The 15,812-nt window shown below is 58.7% G+C and carries 16 protein-coding genes, 1 tRNA gene and 2 pseudogenes; all 19 read left to right on the top strand.

From position 1 onward, the window contains the following. Positions 1-25: 25 nt before the first annotated feature. Positions 26-296, top strand: a pseudogene (locus ACOKS3_RS04105) (Hcp family type VI secretion system effector); the annotation flags it as partial. A gap of 4 nt (positions 297-300) precedes the next feature. Then, positions 301-531 (top strand): annotated as a pseudogene (locus tag ACOKS3_RS04100) (hypothetical protein); the annotation flags it as partial. Between the two features lie 287 nt (positions 532-818). Further along, positions 819-2,531 (top strand): tetratricopeptide repeat protein, encoded by a 1,713-nt coding sequence (locus ACOKS3_RS04095; protein WP_422763328.1) that lies wholly within the window; start codon positions 819-821, stop codon positions 2,529-2,531. Between the two features lie 4 nt (positions 2,532-2,535). After that, positions 2,536-3,153 carry a lipoprotein insertase outer membrane protein LolB gene (lolB, locus tag ACOKS3_RS04090; protein ID WP_103445715.1) on the top strand — a complete coding sequence of 206 codons (618 nt, stop codon included), beginning with the start codon at positions 2,536-2,538 and terminating at the stop codon, positions 3,151-3,153. A 4-nt stretch (positions 3,154-3,157) separates the two neighbouring features. Continuing rightward, positions 3,158-4,018: a 4-(cytidine 5'-diphospho)-2-C-methyl-D-erythritol kinase gene (gene ispE, locus ACOKS3_RS04085; protein WP_422763327.1), complete on the top strand. Its 861-nt coding sequence runs from the start codon at positions 3,158-3,160 to the stop codon at positions 4,016-4,018. A gap of 19 nt (positions 4,019-4,037) precedes the next feature. Next, positions 4,038-4,112, top strand: a tRNA-Gln gene (locus ACOKS3_RS04080). A gap of 48 nt (positions 4,113-4,160) precedes the next feature. After that, complete coding sequence (locus ACOKS3_RS04075; RefSeq protein ID WP_003247410.1) at positions 4,161-5,102, top strand: ribose-phosphate pyrophosphokinase; 942 nt, start codon at positions 4,161-4,163, stop codon at positions 5,100-5,102. A gap of 120 nt (positions 5,103-5,222) precedes the next feature. Continuing rightward, positions 5,223-5,816, top strand: coding sequence for a 50S ribosomal protein L25/general stress protein Ctc (locus tag ACOKS3_RS04070; RefSeq protein WP_103445717.1), 594 nt, complete (start codon positions 5,223-5,225; stop codon positions 5,814-5,816). An 81-nt stretch (positions 5,817-5,897) separates the two neighbouring features. Continuing rightward, the gene (gene pth / locus ACOKS3_RS04065) at positions 5,898-6,482 is read left to right on the top strand and encodes an aminoacyl-tRNA hydrolase (RefSeq protein ID WP_422763326.1); all 585 of its coding nucleotides are present in this window, start codon (positions 5,898-5,900) and stop codon (positions 6,480-6,482) included. Between the two features lie 22 nt (positions 6,483-6,504). Further along, positions 6,505-7,605, top strand: a complete 1,101-nt coding sequence (gene ychF, locus ACOKS3_RS04060; RefSeq protein WP_103445718.1) for a redox-regulated ATPase YchF — start codon at positions 6,505-6,507, stop codon at positions 7,603-7,605. Between the two features lie 187 nt (positions 7,606-7,792). Beyond that, the gene (locus ACOKS3_RS04055; protein WP_197879579.1) at positions 7,793-9,046 is read left to right on the top strand and encodes a tyrosine-type recombinase/integrase; all 1,254 of its coding nucleotides are present in this window, start codon (positions 7,793-7,795) and stop codon (positions 9,044-9,046) included. Positions 9,047-9,563: 517 nt separating this feature from the next. Further along, positions 9,564-9,893, top strand: a complete 330-nt coding sequence (locus ACOKS3_RS04050) for a hypothetical protein (protein WP_197879578.1) — start codon at positions 9,564-9,566, stop codon at positions 9,891-9,893. 68 nt (positions 9,894-9,961) lie between these two features. After that, positions 9,962-10,930: a DUF932 domain-containing protein gene (locus ACOKS3_RS04045; protein ID WP_065761649.1), complete on the top strand. Its 969-nt coding sequence runs from the start codon at positions 9,962-9,964 to the stop codon at positions 10,928-10,930. Positions 10,931-11,005: 75 nt separating this feature from the next. Next, positions 11,006-12,010 (top strand): YqaJ viral recombinase family nuclease, encoded by a 1,005-nt coding sequence (locus ACOKS3_RS04040; RefSeq protein WP_065761650.1) that lies wholly within the window; start codon positions 11,006-11,008, stop codon positions 12,008-12,010. A gap of 76 nt (positions 12,011-12,086) precedes the next feature. Then, entirely contained in the window at positions 12,087-13,001 is a 915-nt protein-coding gene (locus ACOKS3_RS04035) for a recombination directionality factor (protein WP_065761651.1), read from the top strand. 51 nt (positions 13,002-13,052) lie between these two features. Then, a complete protein-coding gene (gene radC, locus ACOKS3_RS04030; RefSeq protein ID WP_065761652.1) occupies positions 13,053-13,550 on the top strand; it encodes a RadC family protein in 498 nt (165 codons plus the stop codon). Between the two features lie 299 nt (positions 13,551-13,849). Beyond that, positions 13,850-14,092: a hypothetical protein gene (locus tag ACOKS3_RS04025; protein WP_065761653.1), complete on the top strand. Its 243-nt coding sequence runs from the start codon at positions 13,850-13,852 to the stop codon at positions 14,090-14,092. 149 nt (positions 14,093-14,241) lie between these two features. Further along, a complete protein-coding gene (locus tag ACOKS3_RS04020) occupies positions 14,242-15,270 on the top strand; it encodes a hypothetical protein (protein ID WP_065761654.1) in 1,029 nt (342 codons plus the stop codon). Then, entirely contained in the window at positions 15,267-15,812 is a 546-nt protein-coding gene (locus tag ACOKS3_RS04015; protein ID WP_422763325.1) for a hypothetical protein, read from the top strand. The genes ACOKS3_RS04020 and ACOKS3_RS04015 overlap by 4 nt, the downstream gene beginning before the upstream one ends.

The raw sequence follows: 15,812 nt of genomic DNA, 5'->3' as shown, positions 1-15,812 counted from the left end.
TAATGATTGCCAAGGAGAGGTAAGCATGGCATTTGACGCATATATACAAATCGACGCAATCGCGGGCGAAGCACTGGATGAAAAATACAACAAATGGATTGAAGTCACCGGCTACTACTTTGGCGTAAGCCAAAGCACTTCAGCCACTGCTAGCTCCGCTGGCGGGGCACGTCAGGCCGCACTGCCGTCAGCAATTTCAGATTCACCAAGTTTCTCGACAGCGCCAGTTGCAAACTGATGGAGGCCAGTTGTGCAGGCCTGCACCTCAAGGAAGTAAACTCGCACTGTGTCGCGCGCGAAAACAAAGGGTCGATCAAAAGAACCCTAGGCATTTCCACGAAAAGCTATTTGCATACAGGGGAAATAGCGGGGTACGCGGATAAGGTTGCAAGAGTGGGCAAAGCAGCGCGCCTGATCAAGAATGGCAGCTATATCGGCGTTGCACTCGGAGTGGGGGCTACGGGGCTCGAAATTCAGAAGGCCTGCACCTTGGGGCGAGAGGATGAATGCAGCAGAGCGCAGTTCGTCGAGATCGCTGACGCGAAGGAGGTCGAGGCTTTCCCCCCAAAGCATCGACGCATTCTAGTTTGCCTACTGGTCTTACATCTCACGCAGCTCTCTGCGCTCGTGCTCTCCCACTTCCTCTTTCCAGTTCAATAACCGAATAAAAGGGGCGACCTCCACCACCGAACCTCTCACCTACCCCGATGTCCGAGCTAGCATCACCCAAGCTGTAAACCACGACCTTCGCAGGTGGGTTTGCCCCCGCGCTTGTGTCATCATGCTCCGACCGCCGGTTAGTCTTTTTAAGCCTCTCTATGAACAGACCCTACGCACTGCTGCTTGCCTTCGCCCTGCTCCAGGGCTGCCAGAGCCTGGCCCCGCACAATGCCGAGCCTCCCGCCGCCGAGGCCGAGGCGAAGAAGCCCGTGGTGTATGGGTCATTCACGCAAGACACCCTTTATAGCCTGCTGGTAGCGGAACTGGCCGGGCAACGAAACCGTTTCGACATCGCCTTGGCCAACTACGCCGACCAGGCCGAGAAGACCCAGGACCCGGCCGTCTCCGAGCGCGCCTACCGGATTGCCGAGTACCTCGGCGCCGACGAGCCGGCGCTGGACAGCGCGCTGATCTGGGCCAAGAACGACCCGCAGAACCTCGACGCCCAGCGCGCCGCCGCCATCCAGCTGGCCCGAGCCGGTCGCTACGACGACTCCATGACGTATATGGAGAAGGTGCTGCAAGGCCAGGGTGACACCCACTTCGACTTCCTCGCCCTGTCCGCCGCCGAAACCGACCAGAGCACCCGCGACGGCCTGATGCAGAGCTTCGACCGCCTGCTGGTCAAATACCCGGACAACAGCCAGCTGGTGTTCGGCAAGGCGCTGCTGCTGAACCAGGACGGCAAGGCTAAGGAAGCCCTTGACCTGCTCGAAGCGCACCCGACGCAGAATGGCGAAATCGCCCCGATCCTGCTGCGTGCCCGCCTGCTCCAGAGCCTGGACCGTGGCCCTGAAGCGCTGCCGCTGCTGCGTGGTGCTATCCGTGACAATCCGGAAGACAAGCGCCTGCGCCTGACCTACGCGCGCACCTTGGTCGAACAGGACCGCATGGCCGACGCCAAGGCCGAATTCCTCAGCCTGGTCCAGCAGTACCCGGATGACGACGAATCGCGTTACTCCCTGGCCCTGGTGTGCCTGGAGATGAAAGACTGGGACGAAGCCGAGGTGTACCTGCGCGAGCTGATCGAGCGCGACAGCAACGTCGATGCCGCCCACCTGAACCTGGGCCGCATCGCCGAGGAGCGCCATGACCCGGCAGGTGCCCTGCGCGAGTACGCCCTGGTCGGCAACGGCCCGGACTACCTGCCGGCGCAACTGCGCCAGGCCGACATCCTCATCGCCAACGGTCGCGGCACCGAGGCTTCGCGCCTGCTCGCCGAGGCCCGCGAGTCGCAGCCTGACTACGCCGTGCAGCTGTACCTGATCGAATCGGAAAGCTACAGCAACAACAACAAGGACGCCCAGGCCGACCAGGTCCTGCAGCAAGCCCTCAACCGCTACCCGGACGACCTCAACCTGCTTTATACCCGCGCCATGCTGGCCGAAAAGCGCGATGACCTGCCGCTGATGGAAAAAGACCTGCGCGCCATCATCGCCCGCGAGCCGGACAACGCCATGGCGCTGAACGCCCTCGGCTACACCCTGGCCGACCGCACCACCCGCTACAGCGAAGCCAAGGCTCTGATCGACAAGGCCCACCAGCTGACCCCGGACGACCCTGCCGTGCTCGACAGCCTGGGCTGGATCAACTACCGCCTGGGCCACCTCGACGAGGCTGAAAACTACCTGCGCCAGGCCTTCGCCCGCTTCCCCGACCACGAAGTGGCCGCTCACCTGGGCGAAGTCCTGTGGGCCAACGGCAAGCGCCGCGAAGCCCGCCAGGTCTGGGCCAAGGGCTTCGAAGCCCAGGCCGACAGCCCCATCCTGCGCAAAACCATTCTGCGCCTGACCGGATCCGAGACCCTTTAACGCCATGTTTCTGCGCCATTGCATCACCTTCACCCTGATCGCCATGCTGGCCGGCTGTGCCGGCTTCGGGAGCCGCGAGGCCCTGCAGGGTCACGGCGACCCACAGCAGTGGCGCGCCCATAAAGAGCAGCTGAGCAGGCTCGACGGCTGGCAGATCAACGGCAAGGTCGGCATCCGCGCCCCGCGCGACTCCGGCAGCGGCACGCTGTTCTGGCTGCAACGCCAGGATTACTACGACATCCGCCTGGCCGGCCCGCTCGGCCGCGGCGCGGCTCGCTTGACTGGCCGCCCCGGCGGCGTGGTGCTGGAAGTGGCCAACCAGGGCCGCTATGAAGCCGCCAGCCCCGAGGCCCTGCTGGAAGAACAGCTTGGCTGGCAACTGCCGGTCTCGCACCTGGTCTGGTGGGTCCGTGGCCTGCCCGCACCCGACAGCAAGAGCAAGCTCACCCTCGATGGCGACAGCCGCCTGGCCAGCCTCGAGCAGGATGGCTGGCAGGTTCAGTACCTGAGCTATACCGAGCAGAACGGCTACTGGTTGCCGGAGCGCATGAAGCTGCATGGTAAAGACCTCGACGTGACCCTGGTAGTCAAGGACTGGCAGCCACGCCAGCTGGGGCACTGATCGCATGCACACGCTCACCCTGCCCGCCCCGGCCAAGCTCAACCTGTGGCTGCACATCATCGGTCGCCGCCCCGATGGCTACCACGAGCTGGAAACCGTATTCCAGTTTCTCGACCATGGCGACGAGCTGAGCTTCGCCTTGCGCGAAGACGGCGTGATCCGCCTGCACACCGAAATCGAAGCCGTGCCCCACGACAGCAACCTGATCGTGCGCGCCGCGCGTAAATTGCAGGAACAATCCGGCACCCGGCTGGGCGCCGATATCTGGCTGACCAAAGTGCTGCCCATGGGCGGCGGCATCGGCGGCGGCAGTTCGGATGCGGCGACCACGCTGCTGGCGCTGGCACACCTGTGGCAGCTGGACTGGGACGAAGACCGCCTGGCCTCGCTGGGCTTGAGCCTGGGCGCCGACGTGCCGGTGTTCGTCCGTGGCCATGCCGCATTTGCCCAGGGTGTCGGCGAGCAACTGACCCCGGTCGACCCCGAAGAGCCCTGGTATGTCGTACTGGTGCCGCAAGTGTCTGTCAGCACAGTAGAAATTTTTTCACATCCACAGTTGACACGTGATTCCCTCCCCCTTAAGATGCGCCCCGTTCCCGAGGGAAACAGTCGAAATGACTGCCAACCGGTGGTAGAGCAGAATTACCCAGAAGTTCGCAACGCGCTGAATTCACTGGGGAAATTCACAGAGGCTCGACTTACCGGCACTGGAAGTTGTGTGTTTGGGGCCTTCCCAAGCAAAGCCGAAGCTGATAAAGTTCTGGCCCTTCTTTCAGCGACCCAAACAGGGTTTGTGGCGAAAGGAAGCAATGTTTCGATGTTGCATCGCAAGCTGCAAAGTCTGATCAAGAAGTCGAGCGCATAGCGTTCGCAGCAACAGATACAGGGGCGTCGCCAAGCGGTAAGGCAGCAGGTTTTGATCCTGCCATGCGTTGGTTCGAATCCAGCCGCCCCTGCCATTTTCCTTATACTCATCCAGGTATACCCTCAGCCTTCAGGTACTGCGCGTGTCCAAGATGATGGTCTTTACGGGGAACGCTAACCCCGATCTGGCTCGGCGTGTCGTACGTCAGCTGCATATCCCTCTCGGTGACGTCTCTGTCGGTAAGTTCTCCGACGGCGAGATCAGCACTGAGATCAATGAAAATGTTCGCGGTAAAGACGTTTTCATTATCCAGCCGACCTGTGCCCCGACCAACGATAACCTGATGGAACTGGTAGTGATGGCCGACGCCTTCCGCCGCTCCTCAGCATCCCGAATCACCGCCGTGATTCCTTACTTCGGATATGCCCGCCAGGACCGCCGTCCGCGTTCGGCACGTGTAGCCATCAGCGCCAAAGTCGTCGCTGACATGCTCACTGTCGTGGGTATCGACCGTGTTCTCACCGTCGACCTGCACGCTGACCAGATCCAAGGCTTCTTCGATATCCCAGTCGATAACATCTACGGCTCGCCCGTACTGGTCGACGATATCGAAGACCAGCGTTTCGAGAACCTGATGATCGTTTCCCCGGACATCGGTGGCGTTGTGCGCGCACGCGCCGTTGCCAAGTCCCTGGGCGTCGATCTCGGTATCATCGACAAACGCCGCGAAAAGGCTAACCACTCCGAGGTTATGCACATCATCGGCGACGTCGAAGGGCGCACCTGCATCCTGGTAGACGACATGGTCGACACCGCCGGCACCCTGTGCCACGCGGCCAAAGCCCTGAAAGAACACGGCGCTGCCAAGGTTTACGCCTACTGCACGCACCCTGTCCTGTCGGGCCGCGCGATCGAGAACATCGAGAAGTCGGTACTGGATGAGCTGGTGGTGACCAACACCGTTCCGCTGTCCGCCGCTGCTCAAGCCTGTGACCGTATCCGCCAGCTGGATATCGCACCGGTTGTCGCTGAAGCGGTCCGCCGCATCAGCAACGAAGAATCGATCAGCGCGATGTTCCGCTAAGCGGAACTCGTGTTGATGTGAAGCGCCCCGCCCCAGCATTTGTTGGGGCGGGGCTTTTTTGCCATCCCCGTCTGGCGCTGGTCGCAAACGCCTTTCGGGAGGCTATTTTGGAGAAGCAAAATGACTGATTTCATCCTGAACGCCCAAGCGCGTACTGACCTGGGGAAAGGTGCGAGCCGCCGCCTGCGTCACTCGCTGAGCATCCCAGCCGTTGTATACGGTGGCGATAAAGAAGCCCAATCCCTGACCATCGTGGCCAAGGAAATCGCCAAGCTGTTCGAAAACGAAGCGGCCTTCAGCCACGTTATCGAACTGAACGTCGACGGCGCCAAGCAGAACGTCGTGGTCAAGGCCATGCAGCGTCACCCAGCCAAAGGCTTCATCATGCACGCCGACTTCGTTCGCGTCGTTGCTGGCCAGAAGCTGACCGCCAAGGTTCCAGTTCACTTCGTTGGTGAAGAAGCTCCGGTCAAGAAAGGCGGCGAAATCTCGCACGTTGTTTCCGAGATCGAAGTTTCCTGCGAAGCCAAAGACCTGCCTGAGTTCATCGAAGTCGACCTGTCCAAGGCCGAAATCGGCGCCATCATCCACCTGTCGGACCTGAAAGCTCCGAAAGGCGTTGAGTTCGTAGCTCTGGCCCACGGTGACGACAAAGCTGTTGCCAACGTTCACGCTCCACGCGTTGCTCCAGAAGCAGAAGGCGCTGCCGAGTAATCCACTCGCGCGCCGGTGTTGATCGGGTTACAGTGCGCCCCGCGCCCTGTAACCCACCAACTCCAAGGAAGAGCCCCTGACGTGACCGCCATCCAGTTGATCGTTGGCCTGGGTAACCCCGGCCCCGAATACGAACAGACCCGGCATAACGCAGGGGCTCTTTTCGTTGAACGCATTGCCAGCGCCCAGCGTGTATCGCTGACCGCTGACAAGAAATATTTCGGCCTGACGGCTAAGTTCAGCCATCAGGGCAACGACGTTCGCTTGTTGATCCCCACCACCTACATGAACCGTAGCGGCCAGGCCGTGGCGGCATTGGCCAATTTCTTCCGCATCAAGCCGGAAGCGATCCTGGTGGCACACGACGAACTCGACCTGCCTCCGGGCGTTGCCAAGCTCAAGCGCGGCGGCGGCCATGGGGGGCACAACGGCCTGCGCGACATCATCGCGCAGCTCGGCAACCAGAACGACTTCCACCGCCTGCGGCTTGGCATTGGCCACCCGGGCGACGCCAAACTGGTCTCCAACTTCGTCCTGGGCCGCGCGCCGCGCGCCGAGCAGGAGAAGCTCGACGCCAGCATCGATTTTGCCCTCGGCGTGCTGCCGGACGTACTGGCTGGCGACTTCGCCAAGTCCATGCGCGAGCTGCACAGCCAGAAGGCCTGATTTCCTAGAGAGGGGAATACCCATGGGTTTCAATTGCGGCATCGTCGGCCTGCCCAACGTCGGCAAGTCCACCCTGTTCAACGCCCTGACCAAGTCTGGCATCGCGGCGGAGAACTTCCCTTTCTGCACCATCGAGCCGAACAGCGGCATCGTGCCGATGCCCGATGCGCGCCTGGCGGCGCTGGCGGAAATCGTCAAGCCTAACCGCATCCTGCCGACCACCATGGAGTTCGTCGACATCGCGGGCCTGGTGGCCGGTGCGTCGAAAGGTGAAGGCCTGGGCAACAAGTTCCTCGCCAACATCCGCGAGACCGACGCCATTGCCCACGTGGTGCGCTGCTTCGAAGACGAAAACGTGATCCACGTTTCCAACAGCGTCGACCCCAAGCGCGACATCGAGATCATCGACCTCGAACTGATCTTCGCCGACCTCGACAGCTGCGAGAAGCAACTGCAGAAGGTTGCCCGCAACGCCAAGGGCGGCGACAAGGACGCCCTGGCACAAAAGGCGATCCTGGAGAAACTGATCCCGCACTTCACCGAAGGCAAGCCTGCGCGCAGCCTGATGAAGAACATGGCTGACGACGAGAAGGCTGTCATCCGTGGCTTCCACCTGCTGACCAGCAAGCCGGTGATGTACATCGCCAACGTTGCCGAAGACGGCTTCGAAGATAACCCGCACCTGGACGTGGTCAAGGCCATTGCCGAAGAAGAAGGCGCGGTCGTGGTGCCGGTGTGCAACAAGATCGAAGCGGAAATCGCCGAGCTGGACGACGGTGAAGAGAAAGACATGTTCCTCGAGGCCCTGGGCCTGGAAGAGCCTGGCCTGAACCGTGTGATCCGCGCCGGTTACGAGCTGCTCAACCTGCAGACCTACTTCACTGCCGGCGTGCAGGAAGTCCGCGCCTGGACCGTACGTGTCGGCGCCACCGCCCCGCAGGCCGCTGGCGTGATCCACACCGACTTCGAAAAAGGCTTCATCCGCGCCGAAGTGGTGGCCTATGACGACTTCATCCAGTTCAAGGGTGAAGGCGGTGCCAAGGAAGCCGGTAAATGGCGCCTGGAAGGCAAGGACTACATCGTCAAAGACGGCGACGTGATGCACTTCCGCTTCAACGTCTAAGTGGTAATTTAGATCCCTGTAGATCTCGATGGACATCAAAACCCTTGAAGATAGCCACTTCAAGGGTTTTTTATTGTCCATGAACGCCCATCAGGATCATTGAGATCCATACCTTTACCGGGTACGCTTCCGGGTATAACAAACCCATACCCGACCCAGAAACCGGGTACACGAGTAGGAAGCAGTCATGCCACTCACCGATACCCAGTGCCGTACAGCGAAGCCCAAGGACAAACCCTACAAACTCACGGATGGAAATGGCCTGTACCTAGAAGTAAAAACCAATGGCGTTAAGGCCTGGCGCTATCGGTTTGAGTTGAGCGATGGCAACACCAGGAAGGAAAGCGTTTTCGCTATTGGGGACTATGTGATTGTCACGAGGGGGGAAACGCCCGAGCAGGCACAGGAGCGGCGAAACGGACGTCGATTCACGTTATCAGAGGCTCGTGACGAACGCGTAAAAGCGCGTTCACTCGTCGTGCAAGGAATCAATCCTGCCCATCACCGGCAATTAGAACGGGTCAAGCGTGATCACGAGAGAACCATTACCTTTGAAGCGGTTGCCAACGAATGGCTAGCATTGAAGGATTGGGAGGAAATCACCAAGTCAAGGCGACTTAAGATGTTGGAGCGAGTCGTGTTTCCGAGAATCGGGGATATGCCCATCAAAGCCATCACATCCGCCCACATCCTTGAAGTGCTGAAGGGAGCCGCACAGGACAATGGGCCATCGGTCGCCGCTGAAGCCAAGAGAACCATGTCTGGCGTTTTCGAACTGGCAATCTCGACCTTACGCGCCAGCAGTGACCCCGTTCACCCAGTTCGCAGAGCGCTGCCCGCAAACAAAACCCAGCACAAACGACCGCTTTCTACAGAAGAAATTGGCCAGCTACTTCGAGACGTGGAAACTCACGGCGGACGCCATGAAACCCTCTGCGCCTTCCGCCTTATGTGGCTGACTCTGTGCCGCCCAAATGAAGCAGTAGAGGCTAAATGGTCGGAGTTTGAACTGGACAAGGCCATCTGGCGCATTCCAGCCGAGCGGATGAAAAAGCGGAAAGAACACACGAGCCCACTTCCCACCCAAGCAGTGGAAATGCTACAGGCCCTCCACGGAGTCACAGGCAAATACGACCATGTATTTCCGCATCGAGACGTGCGCACTCAGCCTATGGTGGCTGCCTCATTCCGTCAGATGCTCAACACACTGGGCTGGGGCGGCAAGTACAGCCCGCACGCCACACGTACAACAGGCAGTACCAGGCTCAATGAAATGGGCTTTTCAGCAGACTGGATCGAACGGCAGTTGGCACATACCGAACAGAACGCAGTCCGTCGCACCTACAACCACGCAGAATACTTGATTGATCGTGCCAAGATGATGCAACAGTGGGCCGACATGCTGGACGCATGGGTAATGGCGGAAAAGAACGTCAATTGACACCAGGTAGGAGCACCTCGCTCAGTACGTCTCCCCCAGCCCCAATCATGGCCAGGCCCTTAACGTTGCTCACAGGCAATTCACCGGATTCGATCTGGCCGATGATCCGGCACAGGGTTGCCACTGCATCCCGCCAGCCATCGCGCTAGAACTGGGAATCGTCATACCAGCACCACTCACAGGTACGAGAAGATCCCAGATCAGGCCCTCAATTATCAGCCAACCTGCTACAGCGCAGGTCGAGTGGTTGAAACGTGCCGATCACCTGGTTCAGTTTCGGCCAACGCCAAGAGGGCTTTCCCACTTCTTCGGGACATCATTTTCGACCCTCCCCTTCCTCAGAGCCGTCAGGACCAATATCCGGCTACTTCAGCAGCGATAGCTTAATCTAAAATTGGATCCAAAAATATTTCAAATCTATATCACCTCTATGAATGCCCCACAGTATCGACTGCCGTTGGGGATTTGGTGTGCCAGCTCTTAGCTCGGCACGCTCATCACTTGAGAGGACCTATATATGTATAGCCCTTGCCCAAGCTGCAACTCGGGACGCGTCGTCACGAAAAATATCGGTAAACAAACGGGTGGATTAATTGGTGCTGCAGGCGGTGCAGCCAGCGGCGCCGCTGGCGCCCTGTCGGGTGCGGAAGCCGGCGCGGTACTGGGAGTAGTCGGCGGGCCGGTGGGCATTGCAATCGGCAGCATTGCCGGTGCGATTTTGGGTGGTCTGTTTGGCGGGGTAGCGGGCGGGATAGCCGGAGCCACGCTGGGTGAGCAGATTGATGACAAGGTGCTGGCTAATTACGAATGCCTGGAGTGTGGTTACAGCTTCAGCGTCAATCGTTAAGCCGTTGTGATCAGACGTCGTTTGCTGAAACGACGCCCTTTCCCATTCATTCGCAAGGAATCACTCCAATGGCACATCTCATCGAAACCATGGCCTACGCCGGAGCCACCCCTTGGCATGGCCTGGGCAACAACCTGCCCCGCAAACAAGCTATCGAAGTCTGGCAACGTGAAGCTGGCATGGACTGGAAGATTTTGGAAAGCCCAGTGCACTTCAAGTCGGACGCGGTCGGCCACCTGGGCGCTATCCACTCCTTCCCTGAGCAGAAGGTGCTCTTCCGTTCCGACACCAAGGCCCCTCTGTCGGTGGTCTCGCAACGCTATCACACCGTGCAGCCGCGCGAGGTGCTGGAGTTCTACCGCGATCTCACCGAAATCTCTGGCTACGAGTTGGAAACGGCCGGCGTGCTCAAGGGCGGGCGCAAATTCTGGGCACTGGCGCGTACCGGGCAAGATGCAACCCTCAAGGGCAACGATCAGGTCAACGGCTACCTACTGCTGGCCACCTCCTGTGACGGCACCCTGGCCACCACAGCAACGCCAACCACGGTGCGGGTGGTGTGCAACAATACTCTGACCATCGCCTTGGACGGCAGCAGCCGGGCGATCAAGGTACCGCACAGCACTCGCTTTGACCCGCAGACGGTGAAGAGGCAACTGGGCATCGCCGTCTCTGGCTGGGACGAGTTTATGTACCGCATGAGGGCTTTGGCTGATCGTAAGGTGCAGTGGCATGAGGCCCTGGGCTTCTTCATGAACGTTCTGTGTGAAACCAATCCAACCGCCAAATTACCGGAAGTACTGCCCAACGAACGCGCGCTACGCAAAGTCCAGGAGTTATACGAGGGCCGTGGTCGCGGCAGCCAGCTGGACTCGGCACGCGGCACGGCCTGGGGCCTGCTCAATGCCGTGACCGAGTATGTTGACCACGAACGCCGTGCCCGCAGTAACGAGTACCGCCTGGACTCGGCCTGGTTTGGTCAGGGGGCGCAGATCAAGCAACGCGCCCTGGATGCCGCGCTGCAACTCGCCGCCTAACTCTCACTCACATCAACCCTTGCGCCCGGTCAGCCTTGTGCTGGTCGGGCGTTTTTATGTCTGCAGGTGAATACGATGAAAGCAACGTCATTGAATGGCAGCACCCGCAAAGCCCGCCCTGCCCTGCGCCTGGTCAGCACCAAAGAGCTGCCCCGCGAAGACTGGCTGCAGATCCGCAAGCAGGGCATCGGCAGTTCGGACGCCGCCGCTGCGGTCGGCCTTAATCCGTACAAGTCGCAGCTGGAGCTGTGGCTGGAGAAGACTGGCCGCGATGCCAGCATGCCCAAGGCCGATCCTCAGGATGAGGAAAACCCGTTGTACTGGGGCAATGTGCTGGAGCCCATCGTGGCCTGGCACTACAGCAAGCGCAGCCAGCACAAGGTTCGGCGGATCAACGCGGTGCTACAGCATCCCGATCCGGCGCTGCCCTGGATGCTCGCCAATATCGACCGCGAGGTGATCGGCGCCCCAGAGGTGCAAATCCTCGAATGCAAGACTGCCGGCATAAACGGGGCACGCCTCTGGAAAGAAGGCGTGCCCGAGTATGTGCAATTGCAAGTCATGCACCAGCTCGCCGTCACTGGCAAGCAGGCCGCTGATGTGGCGGTCCTGCTCGGTGGTCAGCACCTGGAAATCCATCGCATCACACGCGACGAGACACTGATTGCACGACTGATTGATCTGGAGCGGCTGTTCTGGGATTACGTCGTCAGTGACACACCGCCACCGGCCGATGGCACAGCGTCTGCGGAAGCGGCATTGCGCTGCCTCTACCCTGAAGATAACGGACAGACCCTGGACTTCAGCCAGCACACAGAGCTGGCCAGCACCTTCCTGGAACTCAAGTCTGTTCGCCAGCACATTGCCCAGCAGGAGACACGTGAAGCGCAGCTCAAGCAGGTTCTGCAGCAGGCCATGGGGGACGCCACCCGCGCAGAGTTTGCCGAAGGCTACATCAGTTGGAAGAAGTCCAAGGACAGCATTGGTCTGGATGTCGAACAGATGCTCAAAGACAAACCGTACCTGCAGGCCCGCTATCCCAAGGCCAAAGCCGGAAGCCGTCGCTTCCTGATTGGCTAAAGCTTTCTCCTCACCCTAGCCACCTGGACCGCCCACGCCCCGGTGGCTTTTTATTTTCAGATCAAGGAGTACCACCATGCTCAAAGGTTTAGCCATCACCCCACCGGTACTCGGGCGCATTTCCATCGGCAAGGTCGTCGAGAAACACGGCAAGCGTCTACCCGAGAAAGACGATCAGTTCACCATCACTTCACAAGTCCAGAGCCGTGACGGCTGGTTGCTACATCCACTCAATGAGGAGCTCCGCAATGGCCAGGACGGCAAGCTGCGCAGCATTCCGATCCGCTTGTTGTTCAACGAACCGGACCTCAACTTTCGCGCGGACTACAGCCTGTTCGACCGTACTACCGGCAGGCCGTTGTGCGTCGGCAATGGTGACACTTGCAAGCGTTTGACAAAGGACGGCATCCAGTCGCTACCCTGCCCTTCTCCCAATGGCTGCTCACTGGCCCAAGGCAATGCCTGCAAGCCTTACGGTCGGCTGAACGTGGTGATTGGCGATGACGACCCACTGGGCAGTTTTATCTTCCGAACCACTGGCTTCAACAGCATCCGCACCTTGGCAGCGCGACTGCATTACCTGCAAGCCATCTCTGGCAATCGCCTGGCCTGCCTACCGCTGGAACTGCGTCTGCGCGGCAAATCCACCCGTCAGAGCCATGGCACACCAATCTTCTACGTCGATATCACAGTACGCAGTGAACTGAGTTTAGAAGACGCCCTATTGGCAGCCAAGCAACTGGAGGAAACCCGGCAAGCCTCGGGCTTTGACCAGAGCGCCTTGGATCACGCAGCCCGGCAGGGCTTTAACAATGGCGCTTTTGAAGACAGCGAGGAGGACAGTGGCACCATTGTCGAGGAGTTCTTTCCCGCTGTTGAAGCCCCATCCAGCAACGCAGAGCCCCAACCGACAGCGCCTTCAAAGCGATCACTGGCTCAGAAACTGGAGGCTCAAGCTATCGAGCACAGCGCTAGGCCTTCCGTTCAGTAACGCTCTCCTCAACCTCTCCAGCCTGCTCCCCATTCGTACAGGAGTACCGTCATGAAATATCACAAGCTCAAAGCCCGTGAGGCGAGTGGCACCTACATCATGGAATCACCTGTAACCGAGGCCGACATCCTGCAGATGGCGAAACAACTGGCCATGAGTCGTCTGTCTAAAGGCCAGGCACTGACTGAGCCGAAGCAGGTCTTCAGCCACCTACGAACGCTGCTGCAGTACCACGAGTATGAAGTCTTTGCCCTGCTGCTGCTCGACTCCAAACATCGGGTCATAGGCTTTAGAGAACTGTTCAGAGGCACTCTGGATAGTGCCACTGTGTACCCGCATGAAGTGGTCAAGAACACTCTGGAGCACAACGCCGCGGCCATCATCATGGTTCACAATCATCCCTCCGGCGACCCAGAGCCCAGCCAGGCGGACCGCAACTTGACCCACAAACTGAGGGAGGCACTAAATCTAGTCGGGGTACGGACGCTAGACCATATCATCGTGGGCCGCGAAGGCTGCGTGTCGCTGGCGGAACAAGGCTATTTGTGAGAAGAAGAAAAATGACACTATTTCGCGTCTTGGCTGCGGCTGTCATGTTCGCTGGCATCTTCGCGGACTGCTTGGCACTCCTGCTGCTGGTGATTCTGGGGCTCCGCTTTCCACCGCTGCTCATCGTCGCGCTTTAGCCGTGCTGGATACTGAGTTGGCTGCAACGGGGCTAATTCACTTGGCGCAATGTTCAAGGAGGGCCGCTTACACGCGGCCCTCCTTGAACAGATCCCGCTGATGTTCTTTTTTTTGCCAGTCAGGCAGAATCCAACGCCCGATTGAATTTCAACCAAGCACCGATGAAACTGCTCAACACCTACGACGACCGAGATGAAGCCGACGCTGCTGCCGAAAAGCTCAGCGGGGAAAAGCGTCTTGCCAGCGAACGCGATGCCACCGTGGTCATCTACAACCTGTTTGGTATACCGAGCTGGGGCAATTTTCATCGCCTTGGCATGTACAACCTGGTCGAACTGAAAAACCTGCTGGAAAAACGCAACATTTGGCAGCTTGGCGAACAGGCCAGGCACAGCCGCGTGTGACAGCTGTGTCGCTCACCATGACCGGCAGTAATTCGACCCAGTTGGGGAGGCTGCCTGAGGACGCGCTGGCGTAGATGCTATTGAGTGAGCTAGTGAATAAAGGCAAGGCTTGAATCGAGATCCAGGCTTGGAACCGAAGGAGCGAGTAAGTGGCTGTTGAGAAGGCAAAGATCACGTTTTACCGCGCTCTTCAGTGTGGTTACTACCCGAGAGGAGAGGCAGATGTTGCTGCCTTCGGAAACTTACAGAGCACGCTTGTCGATTTGGCTGGCTGGAGCAATGGCAAACAACTCGCGGCTACGAAAACTTACGAAGCAGTTGATGGTGCTGATTTTCTCCCTGCGTACCTTATGGACATCACGTCTGGAGAGGACAGCTGCGTTGTAACGATGTGGAATCAGACGCCAGCCACAGAGGGCAAGGTCGCTGCCGCGATTGGCACATCCAATGTCGGCAACGCAGAAGTGGTTATGAACGATCTCCCCAAGGGCGGCATACCTGGGTTTGCGACCTACTTCTGGTTCATCCCATCTCGAAATGTTTTTGCCAGCATTCGCTTTCAGCATTTGGTTACGGGCCAGAAACCTATGCAGCAATACATGGAGTCGTTCTTGGGGACGTCCTCCAAGCATGTAGCTTGGACCGATCCACAGCCTGGCGTGGATGTCGAAGTCGCCGGATACCTAGAAGCTCCTGGTGGTGTGGTACAAGACTTGAATCCCCGCTTTAGAACTCAGCTGTTTAAGAAGCCGGGGGCTCATGAGCTCATCCTCAAAAATGCGGAAATTGTTCGCAAGGTCCTGCGCAAAACCACGTTGAAGCTTGATCGCCCAGAGCAGCTTGATCGTTGGCAGCATTTCCTGGAGTGGACGCACATGCGAGAGCCTCAGCACCGTCCAGACCAGGTGAAAGTCCAATATGAACTTCCTGCGCAGCTGTCTCGCGAGGATATCGAAGCTATGATTATCGCTTGGAATGAGGGGCATGACCGCGAATGGGATGATTACGGCTTCAAGCTTAAAGGATCATCGCAGCATATTCACTGGCTCAGTCATTCCCTGGCGCGACAGGAGTTCCAGCTGGACGTTGAACAAAACAACCTGGAGGTTGTGAATTCTCAGTCATTACTGAAGGCCCTGACTGATCATCGGGTAGAAATATTGCGGCTAATTGAATGAAAAAAACTGCGCTCAAGTGCCTCGCTTGGGGAATGTCCATTGCTCTGGTTGCCACTGCGATCGTACTCGGTCGTGGTGTCCCCTTCTCGGAGCAATGGCCACTATTTGAGGCTCTGAGAACTACTGCCTCCATCATCTTCGCCGTTGTTGGCGCTTGGCTCGCGATCATCTATCCAGAGCGCCTGAGAATGTCCTTTCAAAAGGCTGAAGGCGCTCCAGTCAGCAGCAACGGCGGAATGAACACGCTTTTCACGCCGATCGTTCACTCGACGGCAATCCTGTGCATCATTCTCTTCATCGGTATGGTTGCTCCCCTGCTGAAGCGCCTCGATCTACTACTACCGCATACCGTGCCATTGCGCGGTGTTTCCTATGGGGTACTAGCCTCACTCACGCTGTGGCAGCGGTGGACCGTTGTTCTCTCTTTCGTACCAGCAGACATCGTGAAGTCTCATACTGACAGCGAGAAGCAGCACCTCGAAACTACCGAGGGATATAAGAACCAATCAAACTATGTTCCTCGACCAAAGGACGACAGTTAG

It is taken from the genome of Pseudomonas sp. HS6-2 (assembly GCF_049325675.2).
Lineage (GTDB): Bacteria > Pseudomonadota > Gammaproteobacteria > Pseudomonadales > Pseudomonadaceae > Aquipseudomonas > Aquipseudomonas putida_N.
This window is presented reverse-complemented; position numbering and strand designations above follow the sequence as displayed.

Bases quoted from the DNA above. Each gene is read 5' to 3' on its own strand.
- ACOKS3_RS04095 (WP_422763328.1), top strand. From the start codon at position 819: ATGAACAGACCCTACGCACTGCTGCTTGCCTTCGCCCTGCTCCAGGGC.
- lolB (WP_103445715.1), top strand. From the start codon at position 2,536: ATGTTTCTGCGCCATTGCATCACCTTCACCCTGATCGCCATGCTGGCC.
- ispE (WP_422763327.1), top strand. From the start codon at position 3,158: ATGCACACGCTCACCCTGCCCGCCCCGGCCAAGCTCAACCTGTGGCTG.
- ACOKS3_RS04070 (WP_103445717.1), top strand. From the start codon at position 5,223: ATGACTGATTTCATCCTGAACGCCCAAGCGCGTACTGACCTGGGGAAA.
- ychF (WP_103445718.1), top strand. From the start codon at position 6,505: ATGGGTTTCAATTGCGGCATCGTCGGCCTGCCCAACGTCGGCAAGTCC.
- ACOKS3_RS04055 (WP_197879579.1), top strand. From the start codon at position 7,793: ATGCCACTCACCGATACCCAGTGCCGTACAGCGAAGCCCAAGGACAAA.
- ACOKS3_RS04050 (WP_197879578.1), top strand. From the start codon at position 9,564: ATGTATAGCCCTTGCCCAAGCTGCAACTCGGGACGCGTCGTCACGAAA.
- ACOKS3_RS04045 (WP_065761649.1), top strand. From the start codon at position 9,962: ATGGCACATCTCATCGAAACCATGGCCTACGCCGGAGCCACCCCTTGG.
- ACOKS3_RS04040 (WP_065761650.1), top strand. From the start codon at position 11,006: ATGAAAGCAACGTCATTGAATGGCAGCACCCGCAAAGCCCGCCCTGCC.
- ACOKS3_RS04035 (WP_065761651.1), top strand. From the start codon at position 12,087: ATGCTCAAAGGTTTAGCCATCACCCCACCGGTACTCGGGCGCATTTCC.
- radC (WP_065761652.1), top strand. From the start codon at position 13,053: ATGAAATATCACAAGCTCAAAGCCCGTGAGGCGAGTGGCACCTACATC.
- ACOKS3_RS04025 (WP_065761653.1), top strand. From the start codon at position 13,850: ATGAAACTGCTCAACACCTACGACGACCGAGATGAAGCCGACGCTGCT.
- ACOKS3_RS04015 (WP_422763325.1), top strand. From the start codon at position 15,267: ATGAAAAAAACTGCGCTCAAGTGCCTCGCTTGGGGAATGTCCATTGCT.